Below are 18819 nucleotides of genomic sequence, written 5' to 3'. Positions count from 1 at the left end.
GAGAGGTTATGAAAATTTTATTTACTTGTTCTCAGATATTACTCCTATCTATATTAATTTTTGCTCAAACTACCGATGAAATTCCAAGCCCTGAAAGAGTTTTAGTAGTTTATACCAACCCAATGAATGGTGATTCAACTTCACTTAAAATAAAAAATTACTATGTTGAGAAAAGAAGTATCCCAGATCCGATAAATATTGTTCCGATCACATTGTCTGATCCTGCTTCTTACGGCTGTGAATTCCGTTGGAATAATGAAGAGATAGTTGACACCACATTACAGGGAGATGGGGGCTGGCACTATGTTAAAGAAGTAATAGCTGATATAATCGTTGAATAAAAACTCATAAAAAAAAGAAAAAAATTAATTCAAAGTATTTTTGGCTTTATAACCTGATTTTTCAGAAGTCTCAAGAAGTTACTATAACATCATTATTTGCGTTTCAAAAATTAATTTCTTAAAATTAAATCAGCAATTATCACGGGTATTTATATGTTTAACAAAAAATCCCTGAAATTTAATTTTCTCCTCTCACTGCTGCTTGTCTTACTATTATTACCTTCGATGAACTATGCCCAGCAAGAGGAACGATCTGTACAGCCTGGATTAACTCGTGACTATTCTCTCTTCCCACTTCAATCTACCGGGGTATGGACTGAAGTTCATCCATTAATACCAAGAGTGGATTATTGGGGAATTGATTTTGCAAATGCAGACCTGCCTACCGGACAGGCAGGCACCGGCTGGGCAGTAGGCGAAGGCGGTGCAGTAATTAAAACAACGAATGGAGGACAGAAGTGGATATGGTATGAAAGCGGAGTTGAAAATACATTAAGAACAGTTGCTTCAGTAAATAACGGACAAAGAGTTATAGCAGCAGGCGATGGAGGAATAATTATAATCTCAGAAGATGCAGGAGAAACGTGGATCCAGTTGTCAAGCCCGACGACAAGAAACATCTGGAATCTGCAGATGATAACCGATGAGATTGGATGGATGGTAGGAGAAAGAGGAACTGCTTTAAAAACAACTGATGGCGGATTAATCTGGGTGCAACAATCTATGCCATATCCAACTGCACCATACTGGGATGTAAGTTTCATTGACACATCATTTGGTTATATGTGCACAAGTTCGGGTATTGTGTTGAAAACAACAGATGGTGGAGTAAGCTGGATAACACAAATAGCTGGAGATACGAGAAGTCTCTACACAATTTATGCTATTGATACACTCAGAGCATCTGCAGGGGGCTTTGCTGGAAAGGTTGTTTATACTTCCGACGGCGGTAATAATTGGTTGTATGCAGGAGGAGGAGGAATAAGTGCACCGGAAATAAATAAAATAAAATTTATGGATGAAGTAAAAGGATGTTTAGCATCTTCAGGCGGCTTCTATAAATCTACTAACGGTGGTGTTAGTTGGTATGAAATTATTGATCTTAATCTAGGAAGTTCAAAAGCATTGACAACAAACTTATCTTTCCCAACAGAAGAAAAGGGCTTTGTTACCGGAGGTAAAATGCTTCTTGCAAAAACCACAAATGAAGGTGAAAACTGGAGTAGAACAATTGTAAATGCTGATTTACTTAATATTTTTTTTAGTGATGAGTATAAGGGTATAATAAACAGTAAGGACCTTATATACACGACAAACGATGGAGGATACACCTTAGATACCTTACTGACATTCCCTTACAATCAAATTTTGTATATGGATGCAATGAATTTTCTTGACAGTTCAAATGGTTTTATAGGTGTATCAAGACCGAAAATATATAAGACAATTGATAGCGGAGAAAACTGGTATTTAACAAATATAACCGGATTAACAGATACTATTGGAGCAATCATAAAATTTTTCTCCCAAACTCAATTAATTAGCTGGGCAATTAAGAGTAAACAAATTATGAAAACAACAGACAGGGGAGAAAACTGGTTCGTGCAATTAAATTCACCAGGTGCTGGATATTTTTCAAGTATTCATTTTATAGATTCCTTATATGGCTGGGCTTCTATTCTTAATAGAAGACCATTTAAAACAACAGATGGAGGAGAGAATTGGATTGAACAAACAAATTTAAACTTTTATCAAACAGATGACGTATATTTTAAAGATACACTTAATGGATGGTTATTAGACTGGAATAAGCTTTATAAGACTATTGATGGAGGTATAAATTGGACTTTAGATTCATTACTAACTGGTTTCGGATCTGGACGATTTGGTTATTTTGATTCAGAGAATATATTCATTACTGGTGATAGGGTATATAGGACAACAAATGCGGGTATTAACTGGACTGAATTCCCTGAACTAGCCAATCAAGGATGGAGGATGACAATCGACTTATTTGCTGTTAATTCTGGATTCCTGGTTGGCAACACGGGTTTAATCTTTAAATACTATGATGAAACAGTTCCAGTAGAGTTAATAAACTTTGAAGGTTGGTTAAACGAAAATGAAACCAACCTTCAATGGACTACTGCTACCGAAACTAATAACAGAGGTTTTTATATACAAAGAAAAAAACTGAATGAGCAGGAATGGATTGATTTAGATTTTATTGAAGGTAAAGGAAACTCTACGGAAATTAATTACTATTCATACAAAGATATTTTAACTGAGTCAGGAGTTTATTGTTACAGACTGAAGCAAACAGACTTTGACGGTACATATAATTATAGCGAAGAAATAGAAATTTATTTTTCAGTTCCTTTAGAGTATGAACTATTTCAAAATTTTCCCAATCCTGCCAATCCAATAGCAAATATTTCTTTTACTCTTCCCCAAAAATCTTTCGTTGAAATCAACCTTTATTCAATTAATGGAGAACTTGTAAAGCAAATATTAAATGAGGAAAAAGAAAAAGGAATTTATAATCTAGAGGTTAAATTGAACGATTTTGCTTCTGGAGTTTACTTTTATAAAATGACAACAGACAAAGGATTTTATGATGTTAAGAAGTTGGTTTTACTCAAATAATTAACTCCGCTCTCATTGCGGATTTCATCACTTAAAAAAAAGGAGTGCAAAATGAAAAATTCATTTTTACTGTTTTCTATACTTTTTCTTTTCAGCTTTAATATAGCTGAAGCACAAACACCAACCTTTGCAGGGATTCCTGATGCCAATCGTGTTCTTGTTGTATATAACTCACTTGATCAAACATCAATTGATGTAAAAGATTACTACCAAAATGCCCGAGGCATTCCCGAATCTAACATTGTCACCTTGGACAGTTTATTTGACCAAGACATAATCATAGACGGCGAGACTCACCGAGTAAAAATTGTGCAAGTTACAGATATAATACAAGACAGCGTTAACAATGCAAACAACGCAGTTACACCAACAAAACACGCCTGGAAATATTTTCTGGATAATAGATTTGTAGCTTAGTTAGGGAAATTCATTAATTTAAAATGGAATTAAAAAATAACATTATGAAGAGATGAGAAAATGTTGAACGCAATGAAATCCCTCCTTACTGGAAAAACAACATTAATAATTGTTTTATTGTTTAATTGTTTTATTACTGCACAACAGCAAGACACAACAAAAGACCTGCCCCGTTTGCGGGAAAAACCTGTCCAGCACCGAAGAGGAATTGAGTTGAGTGAAAACTACCAGAGTTACGGACAAAAATATTTAGGAAAGAATCTTGATGAAGAAAAGAGAAAATTATTTCCTTTAGTAAGCACAGGAGTTTGGACAGAGTTAAATCCCAAAGTACCGAGAGTAGATTATCTGGGAATTAATTTTGTAAATAAAGACCTGCCTACCGGACAGGCAGGCACAGGTTGGGCAGTTGGCGATCTCGGTGCATTGATAAAGAGTACTGATGGAGGCACAAGTTGGACAGTAAGCGAAACAAACACAACAACACCAATACTTAAAGTAAGAAGTTATGACGGACAGATTGTAATTGCAAGTGGATTTGGTGGACTTATACTCCGCTCAACGGACGGCGGAGAAACATTTACACAAGTTACAAGCAATGTAACCGGCGACTTGTGGGGATTGCAAATGATAAACGATACACTTGGCTGGGCTTGTGGAAATGCAAACTCACTTATCAAGACAGCAGACGGCGGACAAACTTGGCAAAATATAGAAACACCCGGTTATACATCTGATTATTGGTGGATAGATTTTATGAATGAGAATTATGGATTTATAGCAGCCAACGGAAAAGTTTTGAGAACAACCGATGGAGGAACCAACTGGGAAATAATACAAGCCGGAGATGCTTATCCATTATTTAGTATTGATGTAATAGACTCGCTGCACATAGCAGCAGCAGGTTATGGAGGAACAAGTTATCCGGCAAAAAACATTTACAGCAGTGATGGTGGGAACACGTGGGTAACCGGAGGAATGATGACAACAAGTGAAGTGAACTGTATTAAATATATTAGTATTGATACTGGTTATGTAGTAATGAGTAACATAGGAATTTGGAAGACAACAAACCGTGGACAAAACTGGACAATAACAGGAGGAATAGGAGAATATGAATTACAATATATTGAAGAAGGAAGAACAGGATACAATACAGGAACAGGATTAAAATTATGGAAAGCAGAAGGAAGTTATGATGTCTGGAAACGTATGATAATAAACGACAACTTTGCTGATGTGTTTTTTACAAGCGAACAGAAAGGATTTGTTGTAAGTCCAAGCTACGAATATGGCAGTTTATACAAAACTAACGATAGCGGAATCAGTTGGAATGTTGTAAATGGAGCACCAAGTGGTAACGAATTATTATTTCTGGATAGCCTTACAGGTTTTGTAGGAAGCTACCAAATTAATAAAACTACTGATGGTGGAGTAACGTGGTACGTTCCTAATGGAGGACAGGGCGGAGCAGGAAAAATATTTTTTGTAAACCAGGAAATTGGCTGGGCAGTACGAAGTAATGTAATTTATAAATCTACAGACAGAGGTGAAAACTGGTTTACACAGTTTACAGCTCCAGCGAGCGTTCATTTTACTAGTATAAATTTTTCCGATACTTTATATGGTTGGGTATCAGGTGGAAGACCTTATAAGACAACTGATGGAGGTAATAACTGGATTCAACAAACAAATACAATTATTTGGAATTCAGATGACGTTTACTTTACTAATACGGATAGCGGTTGGTTTGCAAAATATTCTTCAATAAACAATTCTTTGTTTAAAACAATTGATGGAGGTTTGACTTGGACAGGAATTCCAGAGGTTATAGGTGCCCGTAAATTTTATTTTTTCCCAGATCCTATTCATTGGGTTATTATAGGTTTTTCGCAATACTATATAACAAACGATTACAGTAATACCTGGTATGAATTTACCAATGATGTACCAACAGGTATTAATAGTTTCTATGCACCAACTAACATACAAGGCTATGCGGTTGGCAGCTTAGGTTTGGTTTTAAGTTATAACGATACAACCTATATTCCAGTTGAACTAATAGATTTCTCTGCGGAGTATACTGATAATAAAATTCATTTAAGTTGGATTACCGTTACCGAAATAAATAACCTCGGATTTGAATTATTTCGATCTTACGACAATAATAACTGGGTCAAAATAGGATTTGTTAGAGGCGCTGGCACAACAACTGAAAAAAGTGAATATTCATTTATTGACCATAAAATATACGGCAGCAAAATTTATTATCAGATAAAGCAAATTGACTTTAATGGAACTTTTGAATATTCAACCATAATAGAGATAGAAATATCTTCTCTCAACTTCTATCTTTCTCAGAATTACCCCAATCCTGCCAATCCAATAGCAAATATTTCTTTTACTCTTCCCCAAAAATCTTTCGTTGAAATCAACCTTTATTCAATTAATGGAGAACTTGTAAAGCAAATATTAAATGAGGAAAAAGAAAAAGGAATTTATAATCTAGAGGTTAAATTGAACGATTTTGCTTCTGGAGTTTACTTTTATAAAATGACAACAGACAAAGGATTTTATGATGTTAAGAAGTTGGTTTTACTCAAATAATTAACTCCGCTCTCATTGCGGATTTCATCACTTAAAAAAAGGGAGTGCAAAATGAAAAATTCATTTTTACTGTTTTCTATACTTTTTCTTTTCAGCTTTAATATAGCTGAAGCACAAACACCAACCTTTGCAGGGATTCCTGATGCCAATCGTGTTCTTGTTGTATATAACTCACTTGATCAAACATCAATTGATGTAAAAGATTACTACCAAAATGCCCGAGGCATTCCCGAATCTAACATTGTCACCTTGGACAGTTTATTTGACCAAGACATAATCATAGACGGCGAGACTCACCGAGTAAAAATTGTGCAAGTTACAGATATAATACAAGACAGCGTTAACAATGCAAACAACGCAGTTACACCAACAAAACACGCCTGGAAATATTTTCTGGATAATAGATTTGTAGCTTAGTTAGGGAAATTCATTAATTTAAAATGGAATTAAAAAATAACATTATGAAGAGATGAGAAAATGTTGAACGCAATGAAATCCCTCCTTACTGGAAAAACAACATTAATAATTGTTTTATTGTTTAATTGTTTTATTACTGCACAACAGCAAGACACAACAAAAGACCTGCCCCGTTTGCGGGAAAAACCTGTCCAGTACCGAAGAGGAATTGAGTTGAGTGAAAACTACCAGAGTTACGGACAAAAATATTTAGGAAAGAATCTTGATGAAGAAAAGAGAAAATTATTTCCTTTAGTAAGCACAGGAGTTTGGACAGAGTTAAATCCCAAAGTACCGAGAGTAGATTATCTGGGAATTAATTTTGTAAATAAAGACCTGCCTACCGGACAGGCAGGCACAGGTTGGGCAGTTGGCGATCTCGGTGCATTGATAAAGAGTACTGATGGAGGCACAAGTTGGACAGTAAGCGAAACAAACACAACAACACCAATACTTAAAGTAAGAAGTTATGACGGACAGATTGTAATTGCAAGTGGATTTGGTGGACTTATACTCCGCTCAACGGACGGCGGAGAAACATTTACACAAGTTACAAGCAATGTAACCGGCGACTTGTGGGGATTGCAAATGATAAACGATACACTTGGCTGGGCTTGTGGAAATGCAAACTCACTTATCAAGACAGCAGACGGCGGACAAACTTGGCAAAATATAGAAACACCCGGTTATACATCTGATTATTGGTGGATAGATTTTATGAATGAGAATTATGGATTTATAGCAGCCAACGGAAAAGTTTTGAGAACAACCGATGGAGGAACCAACTGGGAAATAATACAAGCCGGAGATGCTTATCCATTATTTAGTATTGATGTAATAGACTCGCTGCACATAGCAGCAGCAGGTTATGGAGGAACAAGTTATCCGGCAAAAAACATTTACAGCAGTGATGGTGGGAACACGTGGGTAACCGGAGGAATGATGACAACAAGTGAAGTGAACTGTATTAAATATATAAGTATTGATACTGGTTACGTGGTAATGAGTAACATAGGAATTTGGAAGACAACAAACCGTGGACAAAACTGGACAATAACAGGAGGAATAGGAGAATATGAATTACAATATATTGAAGAAGGAAGAACAGGATACAATACAGGAACAGGATTAAAATTATGGAAAGCAGAAGGAAGTTATGATGTCTGGAAACGTATGATAATAAACGACAACTTTGCTGATGTGTTTTTTACAAGCGAGATGACAGGATACATAGCAGGAGGAACGTGGATAGGAGGACCTGTTTATAAAACAACAGATGGAGGAGAAAGCTGGTCAGGAATACCCAACTTCCCTATAAATTTATTTACAACAACCCTAGCCTGTTTAACCTTTACAGATAGTTTGACGGGTTTTGTTGGAGGAGCACCGAGCAGAATACTGAAGACAACTGATGCAGGAGTAACCTGGAATCTGATAAACAGAACGGGACTTTCTGACACGATTGGACAAATAAGAAAAATCTTTTTTATTAACCCAACAACTGGTTGGGCGGTGACAAGCCGAGGTGGGATACTCAAAACTACAGATGGAGGAGATAACTGGTTTGCTCAGTTGAATGCACCACTTAGTATAGGATTTAGCAGTATTTATTTTGTTGATTCTCTTTATGGATGGACTGCAAATGGGAATGCCAGGCCTTTTAAGACAAAAGATGGTGGACAAAACTGGATTGAGCAATTAAATATTAATATTGGGCAATCCAGGGATGTTTTTTTCATAGATTATCAAAATGGTTTTTTACTTGAAAGTAATAAACTTTATAAAACCACAGATGGAGGAGTTATCTGGGTTCAGAATCAGAATCTCACAGGTTTTAGTATTGCAAAACTTAGTACATACAAAGACAGCACTATTTTCATAATTGGATATAAGACTTATCGTTCTACTGACGGAGGAGAAAACTGGTTTGAGTTCACAGAACTTAATGGTGTCAGAATAACAGGATTAAATTTATTGAATTCTGGTTCTGGTTATGCCGTTGGAGAATTAGGGTTGATAATGAAATATTACGATTCAACTTATGTCCCGGTTGAGTTAATATCTTTTTACAGCGAGACAATTAATAACAAAGTGATTCTTAGTTGGTTAACCGCAAGTGAAATTAATAACAAAGGATTTGAGGTAGAAAAAAGTGAATCTGATAGCCAAGTTTGGCAACGCATCGGTTTTGTACATGGCAACGGGACGACAACAGAAGAGCATTCTTACACTTTTGTAGACTTTACAAATGAACCAGGATATTATTTTTATCGCCTTAAACAGGTTGATTACGATGGAAGTTTTGAATACTCTAAAATTGTTTGTGTAATAATAGAACGTCCTTCAGTGTTTTTATTATTACAAAATTATCCTAACCCTTTCAATCCAATTTCAACAATAAAGTATGATCTGCCTGCCTCCCTAAATCCCTTCAAAGGAGGGACTTTAGTAAATCTTGTAATTTATGACATACTTGGCAGAAGAGTTAAAGTGTTAGTTAATGAAATTCAGCAAGCAGGAAGGTATGAAGTTCAGTTTGATGCAAGTGATCTTTCAAGTGGTGTTTATATTTATCAGCTAATCGCTGAGAAATATATTAGTTCAAAAAAGATGATTTTAATTAAGTGACCATATATATTGTTTGAATTTTTCAAAGCCGCTATTGAGCGGCTTTTTAAATTCTTTAATCAACCATCTCCCTCCCTTACTGCTGATTGTTTATCAAAACCTCTTACTCTATATTTGAAAGCAAAAAAAAAACTAAATGTCCCGCGGAAAAAAAGTTAAATTCATATTCATAACCGGTGGTGTTGTATCTTCGCTCGGAAAAGGTATTACCGCTTCATCACTTGGACTTCTCCTCAAACAAAGAGGATTTAGCGTTACTATCCAAAAATTTGACCCTTATATAAATGTTGATCCTGGGACAATGAGTCCGTTTCAGCATGGTGAAGTATATGTAACGGACGATGGTGCAGAAACTGACCTTGATCTGGGTCATTACGAAAGATTCCTTGATGTGAGTATGACACGTGCTAATAATACTACAACTGGTCAGGTCTATCATGAAGTAATTACAAAAGAGCGACGAGGTGATTATCTTGGTGCAACAGTTCAGGTTATTCCTCATATCACGGATGAAATTAAACGTAAACTTACCCGTCTGAGCGAGCTCGGTGAATACGAGATAATAATCACTGAGATTGGCGGGACTGTTGGCGATATTGAAAGCTTACCTTTCATCGAAGCAATGAGACAGCATATGCTCGAGTTTGGTAGAGCCAACTCGATGGTAATTCATGTTACACTGGTTCCATATATTGCTTCTGCAGGTGAGGTAAAAACAAAACCAACTCAGCATAGCGTAAAGAATTTGTTGGAACTTGGTATCCAGCCTGATGTTCTAATTTGCAGATCTGAAAAAAAATTAGCGAAAGATATAAGAGAAAAAATAGCATTATTCTGCAATGTTGATTCGAGAGCAGTAATCTCTGCGTATGATGTTCACTCAATTTATGAAGTACCACTCGTTCTTCAAAAAGAAAAAATGGATTTACTTGTTACAAGCCGTCTGCATCTTCCAGAGCGAAAAATAAAACTCGAAGAATGGGAAAATTTTGTTGATGGAATAAGAAATCCAACCCGTGAAGTTGAGATTGCTGTTTGCGGCAAATACATTACGCATCTTGATGCTTACAAAAGTATTATGGAAGCATTCATTCATTCTGGTGCAGCAAATCAGGTTAAAGTTAAAATTAAACCAGTGAATGCTGAAGATTGTTTGTCAGATAACCTGGAGGAACTTTTAAAGGGTGTATCAGGAATTCTCGTTCCGGGTGGTTTTGGAGAGAGAGGTATCGAAGGAAAAATTAAAGCAATAGAATATGCACGTGAAAATAAAATTCCATTTTTCGGTATCTGTCTTGGTTTGCAGTGTGCGGTTGTTGAATTTGCAAGGAATGTTTGCGGAATGAAAAATGCAAATAGTTCTGAATTCAAGAAAACGAAATTTAATGTAATTGATTTAATGCCCGGTCAGAAGGATATTAAAGAAATGGGTGCGACAATGAGGCTTGGTGCTTATCCTTGTGTGATACATGATAAAACAAAAGCTTTCGATGCTTACAAAACAAATTATATCTCTGAAAGACACCGTCATCGCTACGAGGTAAATAATAAGTTTCGCAAAAAGTTGATTGATCATGGTTTGGTTATCAGCGGGTTATCACCCGATAAAGAATTAGTTGAAATGATTGAATTGAGAGATCATCCATGGTTTGTTGCGTGTCAGTTTCATCCCGAATTAAAATCAAGAGCTACAAATGCTCATCCTTTGTTCAGGGAATTTGTGCGAGCCGCGATGGAATATTCTATTGTTAAGAGTGGAAACTGAAAATCATTTTTTTAAAAGCATTTAATTCTTTTACCGCCAGATAAAATGTTATCTCACAACCTTCTAAAAAATTTATATAAGATTATTCTTGTTATAATTTGCTTTTTATCTTTAAATGTAACTTTTATCTATCCTCAATCAGATCTTAAAACCAGAATATCAACCGGACTTGAAGCCCTTTACAATTTCAACTTTAAATCATCTGATAAAACATTTAATTCAATTTTAAGTAAGTACCCGGATCATCCTGCAGGATATCATTATAAGTCTATAAGTTACCTCTGGTTCTATCTTGATAGCAAAGATGAAAGTAATTTAAATAAATTCATAGAACTTAGTGACTCAGCAATTGAAAAAGCTGAGATAAAATTAAAGAGTGATTCATCAGACCTTTTTAGTTTATACATTCTCAGTTCCGTTTATGGAAATCGTACTTTTGCTTACACAAGAGATGAAAACTATTTTGATGCTGTATTTGCTGCAAGAAAATTTCATCTATATTCTGATGAACTTTTAGCCAAAGACAGTTTATACTATGATGCATATATGGGAAAAGGATTGTTCAACTTTGCAATATCTCAGGCTCCGCAAACATGGTCCTGGGCAATAAATTTAGTTGGAATGGCTGGTGATAAAAAGAAAGGATTGCAGTTTCTTGAGATTGCATCGAAGAAAGGAAATTTTGCAAAAGTTGAAGCTAAGTTTTATCTGTCTCAGATATTTTCAGAATTCCTGCTTAAGTACGCTCAATCAAAGAAACTATTAAATGAGTTGATATTCAGATTTCCAAAAAATTTATTGTTCCGCTTCGCATTAGCAAATCTTCAGGTAAAGACTTTTGATTTATCAAGTGCGTCAAGAAATTATATGACAATTTATTCTTCGACAGATACAAATTTCATTCAGTTGAAAAATTATTCGGCAATGCTTATGGGGAATATTCTTTACGCCAAAGGTGATTACGATGAATCAAGAAAATATTACAACAGGTTTCTTGAACAAACTGTTGATGATCATTTTAAAAGTGTTGTAGCATTAAAAATCGGATTGAGCCATCTTATCGAAGGAGATTCGCTCTCAGCATTATTATACTTTGATAAAACTGATGAAGGGAATATGGATTTAGATGATGACGCGTATGCAAAGAAAAAAGGGGAAGAATATTTAACTAAACTTCCAGCTTCAAATGAATTGAAGTTGATCCTGATAAATAATATGATTGATGCAGGAAAGTTTAAAGCTGCAGTGGATTCACTCGAAAAATTTATTGAACTTCCTGTCTCTGATACTTTACGCGCTGAGGCTATCCTGTGTTTCAGCAACGCACTTTTTTATCAGGGTAAATTTAAAAAATCACTCGAGTACGCTGTTGCTGTTTTTAATTTTAATGAATGTGAACTCTGGGTAAAACCCTTCGCTTGTTATTATGCTGCAAGAGCCAGCAAAGAATTGAACAATAATGTAGATGCTGAATTTTTTATCGGCTACGCTGGTCAATTCAGAAATTATTATTATGAAAATAAACTCAAGGATAAACTCAGTTACCTTTCGTTCACTCTTGAAGAAAAATAATTGTATGACAGCATAGTTATTTGATAAATTAATTCTGTTTAAGTAGTTTTGACCAAATAATTTAACAGGAATGTGTTAGCACTGGCGGTCTTTGTATCAGGTCGGGGTTCAAACCTAAAAGCTATACTCGAGTCACCAATTCTGAAAAATATTGTCGAGGTAAAAGCAGTGGTTGGTGATAAATTATATTGTCCTGCGTTCGATATAGCTAAAAAATTTTCGATCCCGGTTTTTTGTGTTGGTAAGAAAGAAGGATTTATCTCCTTCGACGAACTTATATCTGTTCTTATAAATTTAAATGTGGGATTGATTGTACTTGCAGGATTTTTAAAACTTATTCCCGAAAATTTTATAAAAACCTTTCGAAGCAAGATTATCAACATACATCCTGCATTGCTTCCGCATTTTGGTGGACCTGGAATGTTCGGGATTAAAGTGCATCAGGCAGTTTATAAATCTTCAGCTCAGGTATCCGGTGCAACTGTACATTTTGTGGACGAAACTTACGACACAGGAAGAATTATCGCCCAGAGATGTGTAGATATTTCAGGTGTTAATTCACCAGAAGAGATTGCCGAACGTGTTCTGGACGTTGAACATCAACTCTTGCCATACGTGATTGAGAAATTTGCACTTGGCAAAGTCTTTGTTGAGAATAGCAGGGTGCGGGTCTCAATTTAATTTTTATTCATACAAACCTCATATGATGCATTGAAAAAATTAGCTCTAATCAGTGTTTTTGATAAGTCAGGAATTATTGATTTTGCAGCAGGTCTGCAAGAACTTGGTTTTGAACTGATTGCTACTGGTAATACATTCAGACTCTTATCAGAAAGTGGAATCTCCGTAACTGAAATTAAAGACGTTACAGGATTTCCTGAAATATTTCATGGCAGAGTAAAAACTCTTCACCCAAAAATCAGCGGAGGAATCTTGATGCGAAGAGATAATTCCTCCGATCAGAGAGAAGCCGAAGAAAACAATATTTTTCCGATAGAAATTGTTTGCGTTAATCTATATCCCTTCAAAGAAATTTCAAAAAATCCGGATGCTGATCTTGATACTCTTATTGAGAATATTGATATCGGTGGTCCAACAATGATCAGAGCTGCAGCAAAAAATAATAAGTATGTTTCAATACTAACTGACACCGCTCAATACAAACCTTTTCTTGAAGAGTTAAAAGCCGGAAACATCAGTCAGGAAACAAGACAGAAATTGGCAATTGCAGCGATTGCACACACGGCGGATTACGATTCTCACATTGTAAACTCATTACAAACCAAAATGAATTTATCTTCAAATTATTTTAATATAAGTTTTAAACTTGCTTCTGCATTACGCTACGGAGAAAATCCACACCAGCAAGCAGGCGTGTATGGTGAGTTTTATGAAAACTTTGAATTCTTACATGGAAAAGAACTTTCGTATAATAATATTCTGGATCTTGTTTCAGCAGTTGAATTGGCAGAGAGTCTTGGAAAAAACGCATGCAGTATCATCAAGCATAACAATCCGGCTGGTGCGGCTATCGGAGAAAATTCAATCGCAGCTTATCTGAAAGCATTAAAATGTGACCCGGTTTCTTCTTTTGGAGGAATTGTTGCTTTTACTTCTATTGTTGATGAAAAACTTGCGGAAAAATTGAATGAAATTTTCCTGGAAGTTGTATGCGCCCCGGAATATACTGCAGGTGCTGTTGCAATATTAAAAAAGAAAAAAGATAGAAGATTATTAAAACAAAAAAAATCTGTTTTGACTGATAAGATTACATTCAGGTCGGTTCCCGGTGGTGCTATAGTTCAGGATGCAGATTTATTGGATCTTGATGAAAATAAACTAAAAACCGTAACCGATAAAAAACCTACTGCTGATGAATTGGAAGACCTGAAATTTGCATGGAAGATTGCAAAGTACACAAAATCAAACGCAATTGTATTTGTAAAAGATAAAGCAACACTTGGTGTTGGTGCAGGACAGATGTCGAGAATCGATTCAGCAAAGATTGCGAAGATGAAAGCAGAGGAGCACGGATTGGATCTTACAGGATCTGTTGCTGCATCGGATGCATTTTTTCCTTTTGCAGATGGTTTAATTGAAATTGTAAATTGTGGTGCCGTATCTGTAATTCAGCCGGGTGGTTCAGTCAGAGATCAGGAAGTAATTGATGCTGCTAACCATAAAAATATTTCTATGGTTTTTACAGGAATAAGGCACTTTAAACATTAAGAGGATTTATGGGATTAATTGACTTTTTTTCAACAGACATTGCAATAGATCTTGGAACTGCCAACACGCTGATCTACGTTAAAGGGAAAGGTATTGTGTTGAATGAGCCTTCAATAGTAGCCTTTGATAAAAGTTCAAAAAGAATTATCGCGCTTGGAAATAAAGCTAAAGAAATGCAGGGAAGAGAACATAAAGAAATTAAAGTAACCCGTCCAATGCGGGATGGTGTTATTGCAGATTTTGAAATTGCTGAAGGAATGATTCGTGCATTCATTAAACGTGTGAAGGCTGGCGCATTAAGCAGTAGAAGAGTTGTGGTTGCAGTACCCAGTGGAGTCACTGAAGTTGAAAAGAGAGCAGTCAGGGATAGTGCTGAACATGCAGGCGCAAAAGAAGTTCACCTTGTTGCTGAACCAATGGCTGCTGCTATTGGAATCGGAATTGATGTTCATGCACCGGTTGGAAATATGATTATTGATATTGGCGGAGGAACAACTGAAATAGCGGTGATTGCACTTTCTGGAATTGTTAACGAAGAATCAATCAGGATTGCTGGTGATGAAATGAATTATGCAATTATGCAATTCTTCAAAAGAAATCATAACATTCTTATTGGTGAAAGAACAGCCGAAGCAATTAAGTGTGAAGTAGGATCAGCCGTTCCTTTGAAAGAAGAAATTACAATTCAAGTCAAAGGTCGTGATCTTGTCGGTGGTATTCCCAAAACCACTGAAGTCAGTTCTGTTGAAATTCGTGAAGCACTAAATGAAGCAATTACACAGATTGTAAATACTGTACGACAAACTCTTGAACGAACACCACCGGAATTATCTGCTGATATTCTTGATCGTGGAGTGATGCTGACCGGTGGCGGAGCTTTGTTAAAAGGTCTCGACGAGCGAATTAAAATGGAAACTAATCTGCCGGTTCATGTTGCTGAAGACCCGTTGACTGCGGTTGCACGTGGTGCAGGAAAAGTAATTGAAAATCTTAATGAATATTCAAAGGTTCTTATTCGTAACAGAAGATATTAATGTTCAAGCTGATCTTATATGTTTGGAATCAATTCAGGGAATATCTGGTTTTAATTTTACTGGTTATTATTAGTCTTTCACTCCTCACTCAGAATAATAATCCACAAGTTCAAAAAGTACGTGCACTGGCTTTTGGCAGTTTTGCTTCTGTTACAGCTATATTCTACGACTTATTTAACATCACACAATTAAAAAAGGAAAACCTGGCATTAAGAGAATTGAATGCAGAATTGATGCTGCAGATGAGCATTTTAAGAGAACAAGGTATTTTAAATAGTGAGCTTAAAGGTATGTTAGCAATGAAAGACACTATTTCGTTACCACTTATGCCGGCGAATATAGTATCAAAATCTTTATCTATAACTCAAAACACAATCACCATTAACGCAGGAATTAACAGAGGTATAAAACCGGGAATGCCTGTTATTAGCTATCGCGGATTGGTTGGTATCGTTCAATCCTGTTCAGAAAATTTTTCAATAATCAGAACAATTAAAAATGTTGATCTCAAGCTGACAGTAAAAAATGAAAAAAACCGGTTAAATGGAATTATGAAATGGGATGGAGAAAAATTATTGATCGTAGATGTTCCAAGAACATTTGATTTTGATATTGGCGACAGAATCGTAACCTCAGACATAAGCTCTATTATACCTGTTCCAATTCCAGTTGGAGTAGTCTCGAAGATTGAAGAAGATAAAAGTGGTCTGCTTAATCTGATCCAAATAAATCCATTTGAAGAAGTATTAAGTGTTGAAACAGTATTTGTTTTGATGCAGGTTGAGAACGTGGAAAAAAATAATCTTGAACTGAATTTTTATAACAAGCAATGAAACTGAAATATTTTATACCACTGCTCATTTTCATACCTGTTGTTATAATACAATTAACAATAATTCCGTTTGTTTCAATACAGGAAGTTGTGCCAAACCTTCTTTTGATTTCAGTAGTGTATTTCGCTATTGCAAATGGTCAGATAATTGGAACTGTCAATGGTGCTCTGTATGGTTTGTTGTATGATTTAATCTCAGGAAATCTTGTTGGAAGCAATATGCTTTCATTAACTGTCGCCGGCTTTATTGCAGGTTATTTTTCAGGAGAAACCAAACGCGAGAAATATCTGTTCACATATTCGTTCTCATTAGTTGTCGTGATATGTGCTCTGATAAATGCAACGATTTTTTCGCTATTCTCAGTTATTGATTTTAATACAAACTTTGTTCAGGCATTATTTAATCACGCATTATTACCTTCAATTTATACTGCTGTGGTTAGTATTTTAGTGGTAATTGTCCCTTATAGAAGAGCATTCGATTGAAGACTGAAAATTTTGGTTCGCTGAGACGTAAAACGATTATCTTCGCAATTATTATTGCAACGATGATAATTCTTGCCGGAAGATTATTCCAGATGCAAATCGTTTATACAATTGAATATGATAAAAAATCTACAGATAATAGTATAAAAAGTATTGAACTTCAGCCGCTGCGTGGAGTTTTTTATGATAGAAATTATAAAGTGCTGGTCAGTAATGTACCTGCGTACACTCTTAGGATAACTCCGGCATACTATGATACAAGCCTCAATAAAATTTTAGAAGCTGTCATAGGTACAGAACCCGGATATATTAAAGGATTATTGAAGAAAAATAAAATCTATTCTAAATTTTTACCGGTTAAAGTTCGCAGAGGTGTTGACTTCCAGGTTATTGCCTGGTATGAAGAAAATTCTGAACATCTGACTGGTGTTGATTATATTATCGAAATGCAGCGCTTTTACCCTGCTCAGGTTATAGCATCCCATACTTTTGGATACACTAAAGAAATCTCACCTGAACAACTTGCCAAGGAAAAGGAACTTTATAACCCGGGTGACTATGTTGGTCACAATGGTATTGAAAAAACTTATGAAAAATTAATCATCGGTACTAAAGGTTACAAATATGTTCTTGTGGATTCGCGGCAAAGACAGATTGGAAGATTTCAGGAAGGAAAAGATGACATCGTTCCAATTAAGGGAAAAGATCTGGTTCTTGGTATCGAAGCTTCTGCTCAAAGAATAGCGGAAGAACAATTCAAAGGTAAAAGAGGTGCGTTAGTTGCTATTGAACCTACTTCCGGTGAAATTTTAGCAATGGTAAGTTCACCTGATTATGATCTTAATAGATTTTCATATTTCACACCAAGAAGTTTTTTAGACAGCATCTACTCTAATCCTTTTACACCATTATTTAATCGTGCAACAATGTCGATTCATCCGCCGGGTTCAACTTTTAAAATGCTTGCTGCAATTGCTGCACTTGACATGGGCGTGATTGATGAATCTTATACTATCACATGTGGTGGTGGTTTTACTTTTGGAAGATTCTTCAAATGTCACGGAAATCATGGTACCGTTAATGTAGTTACCGCAATTGAAAAATCCTGTAACTCTTTTTTCTATAGACTCATTTATAAAATTGGTATTGATAAATGGAAAGAGTATGCGACAAAATTCGGATTTGGAAAAATTACAGGTGTTGATCTGACTGAAGAAGTTCCCGGTTTAATTCCAGATGAAAATTACTATATAAAAAGATACGGTGAAAAATGGCCGAGGAGTATTATGGCAAGTCTTGGTATCGGACAGGGTGAAGTCAGCGTTACTCCTTTACAATTAGCGATGTATGCAAGTCTTATAGCAAATAATGGGAAGACAAAAATTCCACATGTTGTCAAGGGATATATAGATATAAATACTGAAAAGCTAGTACCTCTCGAATTTAAAGAAATTAGTACTGGTGTAAGCCAGGAGGCGTTAGATATAGTAAAAAAAGGAATGTACTTGGTAGTGAATGGTCATGGAACAGCAACTCATATAAAACTGCCTGATGTAGAAATCTGTGGTAAAACAGGAACAGCCCAAAACCCACACGGAGAAGACCATGCCTGGTTTGTAGGTTTTGCTCCGTATGAAAACCCAAAAATTGCAATTGCTGTTCTGGTTGAAAACGTTGGTTTCGGTGGAACTCATGCAGCACCGATTGCTAAAAATGTAATACAAGCATATATGAATAGCTTTAAGGGAGAAGGAAGTACTCTTGAAAATCAAATTGCAGTTGTCAAAACTCATTGAGGAAAGAGTA

General features: G+C 35.7%; 14 protein-coding genes. All 14 read left to right on the top strand.

Going from position 1 to position 18819, the window contains the following annotated elements:
- Window positions 1-8 precede the first annotated feature (8 nt).
- The 14 genes from HND39_16535 (at window position 9) to mrdA (ending at window position 18809) form a co-directional block, all read left to right on the top strand.
- Window positions 9-341, top strand: a complete 333-nt coding sequence (locus tag HND39_16535) for a hypothetical protein (protein ID QKJ97753.1) — start codon at window positions 9-11, stop codon at window positions 339-341.
- 153 nt (window positions 342-494) lie between these two features.
- On the top strand, window positions 495-2987 hold the full coding sequence (locus HND39_16530) for a T9SS type A sorting domain-containing protein (protein ID QKJ97752.1): 2493 nt from the start codon (window positions 495-497) through the stop codon (window positions 2985-2987).
- A 51-nt stretch (window positions 2988-3038) separates the two neighbouring features.
- Window positions 3039-3404, top strand: a complete 366-nt coding sequence (locus tag HND39_16525; protein QKJ97751.1) for a hypothetical protein — start codon at window positions 3039-3041, stop codon at window positions 3402-3404.
- A gap of 72 nt (window positions 3405-3476) precedes the next feature.
- Window positions 3477-6011, top strand: coding sequence for a T9SS type A sorting domain-containing protein (locus tag HND39_16520; GenBank protein QKJ97750.1), 2535 nt, complete (start codon window positions 3477-3479; stop codon window positions 6009-6011).
- A gap of 51 nt (window positions 6012-6062) precedes the next feature.
- Complete coding sequence (locus tag HND39_16515) at window positions 6063-6428, top strand: hypothetical protein (GenBank protein QKJ97749.1); 366 nt, start codon at window positions 6063-6065, stop codon at window positions 6426-6428.
- Window positions 6429-6500: 72 nt separating this feature from the next.
- Complete coding sequence (locus HND39_16510) at window positions 6501-9095, top strand: T9SS type A sorting domain-containing protein (GenBank protein QKJ97748.1); 2595 nt, start codon at window positions 6501-6503, stop codon at window positions 9093-9095.
- A gap of 136 nt (window positions 9096-9231) precedes the next feature.
- Complete coding sequence (locus HND39_16505; protein ID QKJ97747.1) at window positions 9232-10860, top strand: CTP synthase; 1629 nt, start codon at window positions 9232-9234, stop codon at window positions 10858-10860.
- A 45-nt stretch (window positions 10861-10905) separates the two neighbouring features.
- Window positions 10906-12432, top strand: coding sequence for a DUF3808 domain-containing protein (locus HND39_16500; protein ID QKJ97746.1), 1527 nt, complete (start codon window positions 10906-10908; stop codon window positions 12430-12432).
- Window positions 12433-12504: 72 nt separating this feature from the next.
- Window positions 12505-13113 (top strand): phosphoribosylglycinamide formyltransferase, encoded by a 609-nt coding sequence (locus tag HND39_16495; GenBank protein ID QKJ97745.1) that lies wholly within the window; start codon window positions 12505-12507, stop codon window positions 13111-13113.
- Window positions 13114-13143: 30 nt separating this feature from the next.
- A complete protein-coding gene (purH, locus tag HND39_16490) occupies window positions 13144-14661 on the top strand; it encodes a bifunctional phosphoribosylaminoimidazolecarboxamide formyltransferase/IMP cyclohydrolase (GenBank protein QKJ97744.1) in 1518 nt (505 codons plus the stop codon).
- An 8-nt stretch (window positions 14662-14669) separates the two neighbouring features.
- Window positions 14670-15695, top strand: a complete 1026-nt coding sequence (locus tag HND39_16485; protein ID QKJ97743.1) for a rod shape-determining protein — start codon at window positions 14670-14672, stop codon at window positions 15693-15695.
- On the top strand, window positions 15695-16528 hold the full coding sequence (mreC, locus tag HND39_16480; GenBank protein ID QKJ97742.1) for a rod shape-determining protein MreC: 834 nt from the start codon (window positions 15695-15697) through the stop codon (window positions 16526-16528). Before HND39_16485 ends, mreC begins: the two co-directional genes overlap by 1 nt.
- Window positions 16525-17013: a rod shape-determining protein MreD gene (gene mreD, locus HND39_16475; GenBank protein ID QKJ97741.1), complete on the top strand. Its 489-nt coding sequence runs from the start codon at window positions 16525-16527 to the stop codon at window positions 17011-17013. The genes mreC and mreD overlap by 4 nt, the downstream gene beginning before the upstream one ends.
- Complete coding sequence (gene mrdA, locus HND39_16470) at window positions 17010-18809, top strand: penicillin-binding protein 2 (protein QKJ97740.1); 1800 nt, start codon at window positions 17010-17012, stop codon at window positions 18807-18809. Before mreD ends, mrdA begins: the two co-directional genes overlap by 4 nt.
- The last annotated feature ends 10 nt before the right edge of the window (window positions 18810-18819 follow it).

The organism is Ignavibacteriota bacterium, assembly GCA_013285405.1.
In the GTDB taxonomy this organism is placed as follows: domain Bacteria; phylum Bacteroidota; class Ignavibacteria; order Ignavibacteriales; family Ignavibacteriaceae; genus IGN2.
This window is presented reverse-complemented; position numbering and strand designations above follow the sequence as displayed.

Coding starts and splice junctions, on each gene's coding strand:
- HND39_16500 (QKJ97746.1), top strand. CDS start 10,906: ATGTTATCTCACAACCTTCTAAAAAATTTATATAAGATTATTCTTGTT.
- HND39_16515 (QKJ97749.1), top strand. CDS start 6,063: ATGAAAAATTCATTTTTACTGTTTTCTATACTTTTTCTTTTCAGCTTT.
- HND39_16525 (QKJ97751.1), top strand. CDS start 3,039: ATGAAAAATTCATTTTTACTGTTTTCTATACTTTTTCTTTTCAGCTTT.
- HND39_16510 (QKJ97748.1), top strand. CDS start 6,501: ATGAAATCCCTCCTTACTGGAAAAACAACATTAATAATTGTTTTATTG.
- HND39_16485 (QKJ97743.1), top strand. CDS start 14,670: ATGGGATTAATTGACTTTTTTTCAACAGACATTGCAATAGATCTTGGA.
- HND39_16520 (QKJ97750.1), top strand. CDS start 3,477: ATGAAATCCCTCCTTACTGGAAAAACAACATTAATAATTGTTTTATTG.
- mreD (QKJ97741.1), top strand. CDS start 16,525: ATGAAACTGAAATATTTTATACCACTGCTCATTTTCATACCTGTTGTT.
- HND39_16535 (QKJ97753.1), top strand. CDS start 9: ATGAAAATTTTATTTACTTGTTCTCAGATATTACTCCTATCTATATTA.
- HND39_16530 (QKJ97752.1), top strand. CDS start 495: ATGTTTAACAAAAAATCCCTGAAATTTAATTTTCTCCTCTCACTGCTG.
- HND39_16505 (QKJ97747.1), top strand. CDS start 9,232: ATGTCCCGCGGAAAAAAAGTTAAATTCATATTCATAACCGGTGGTGTT.
- mreC (QKJ97742.1), top strand. CDS start 15,695: ATGTTCAAGCTGATCTTATATGTTTGGAATCAATTCAGGGAATATCTG.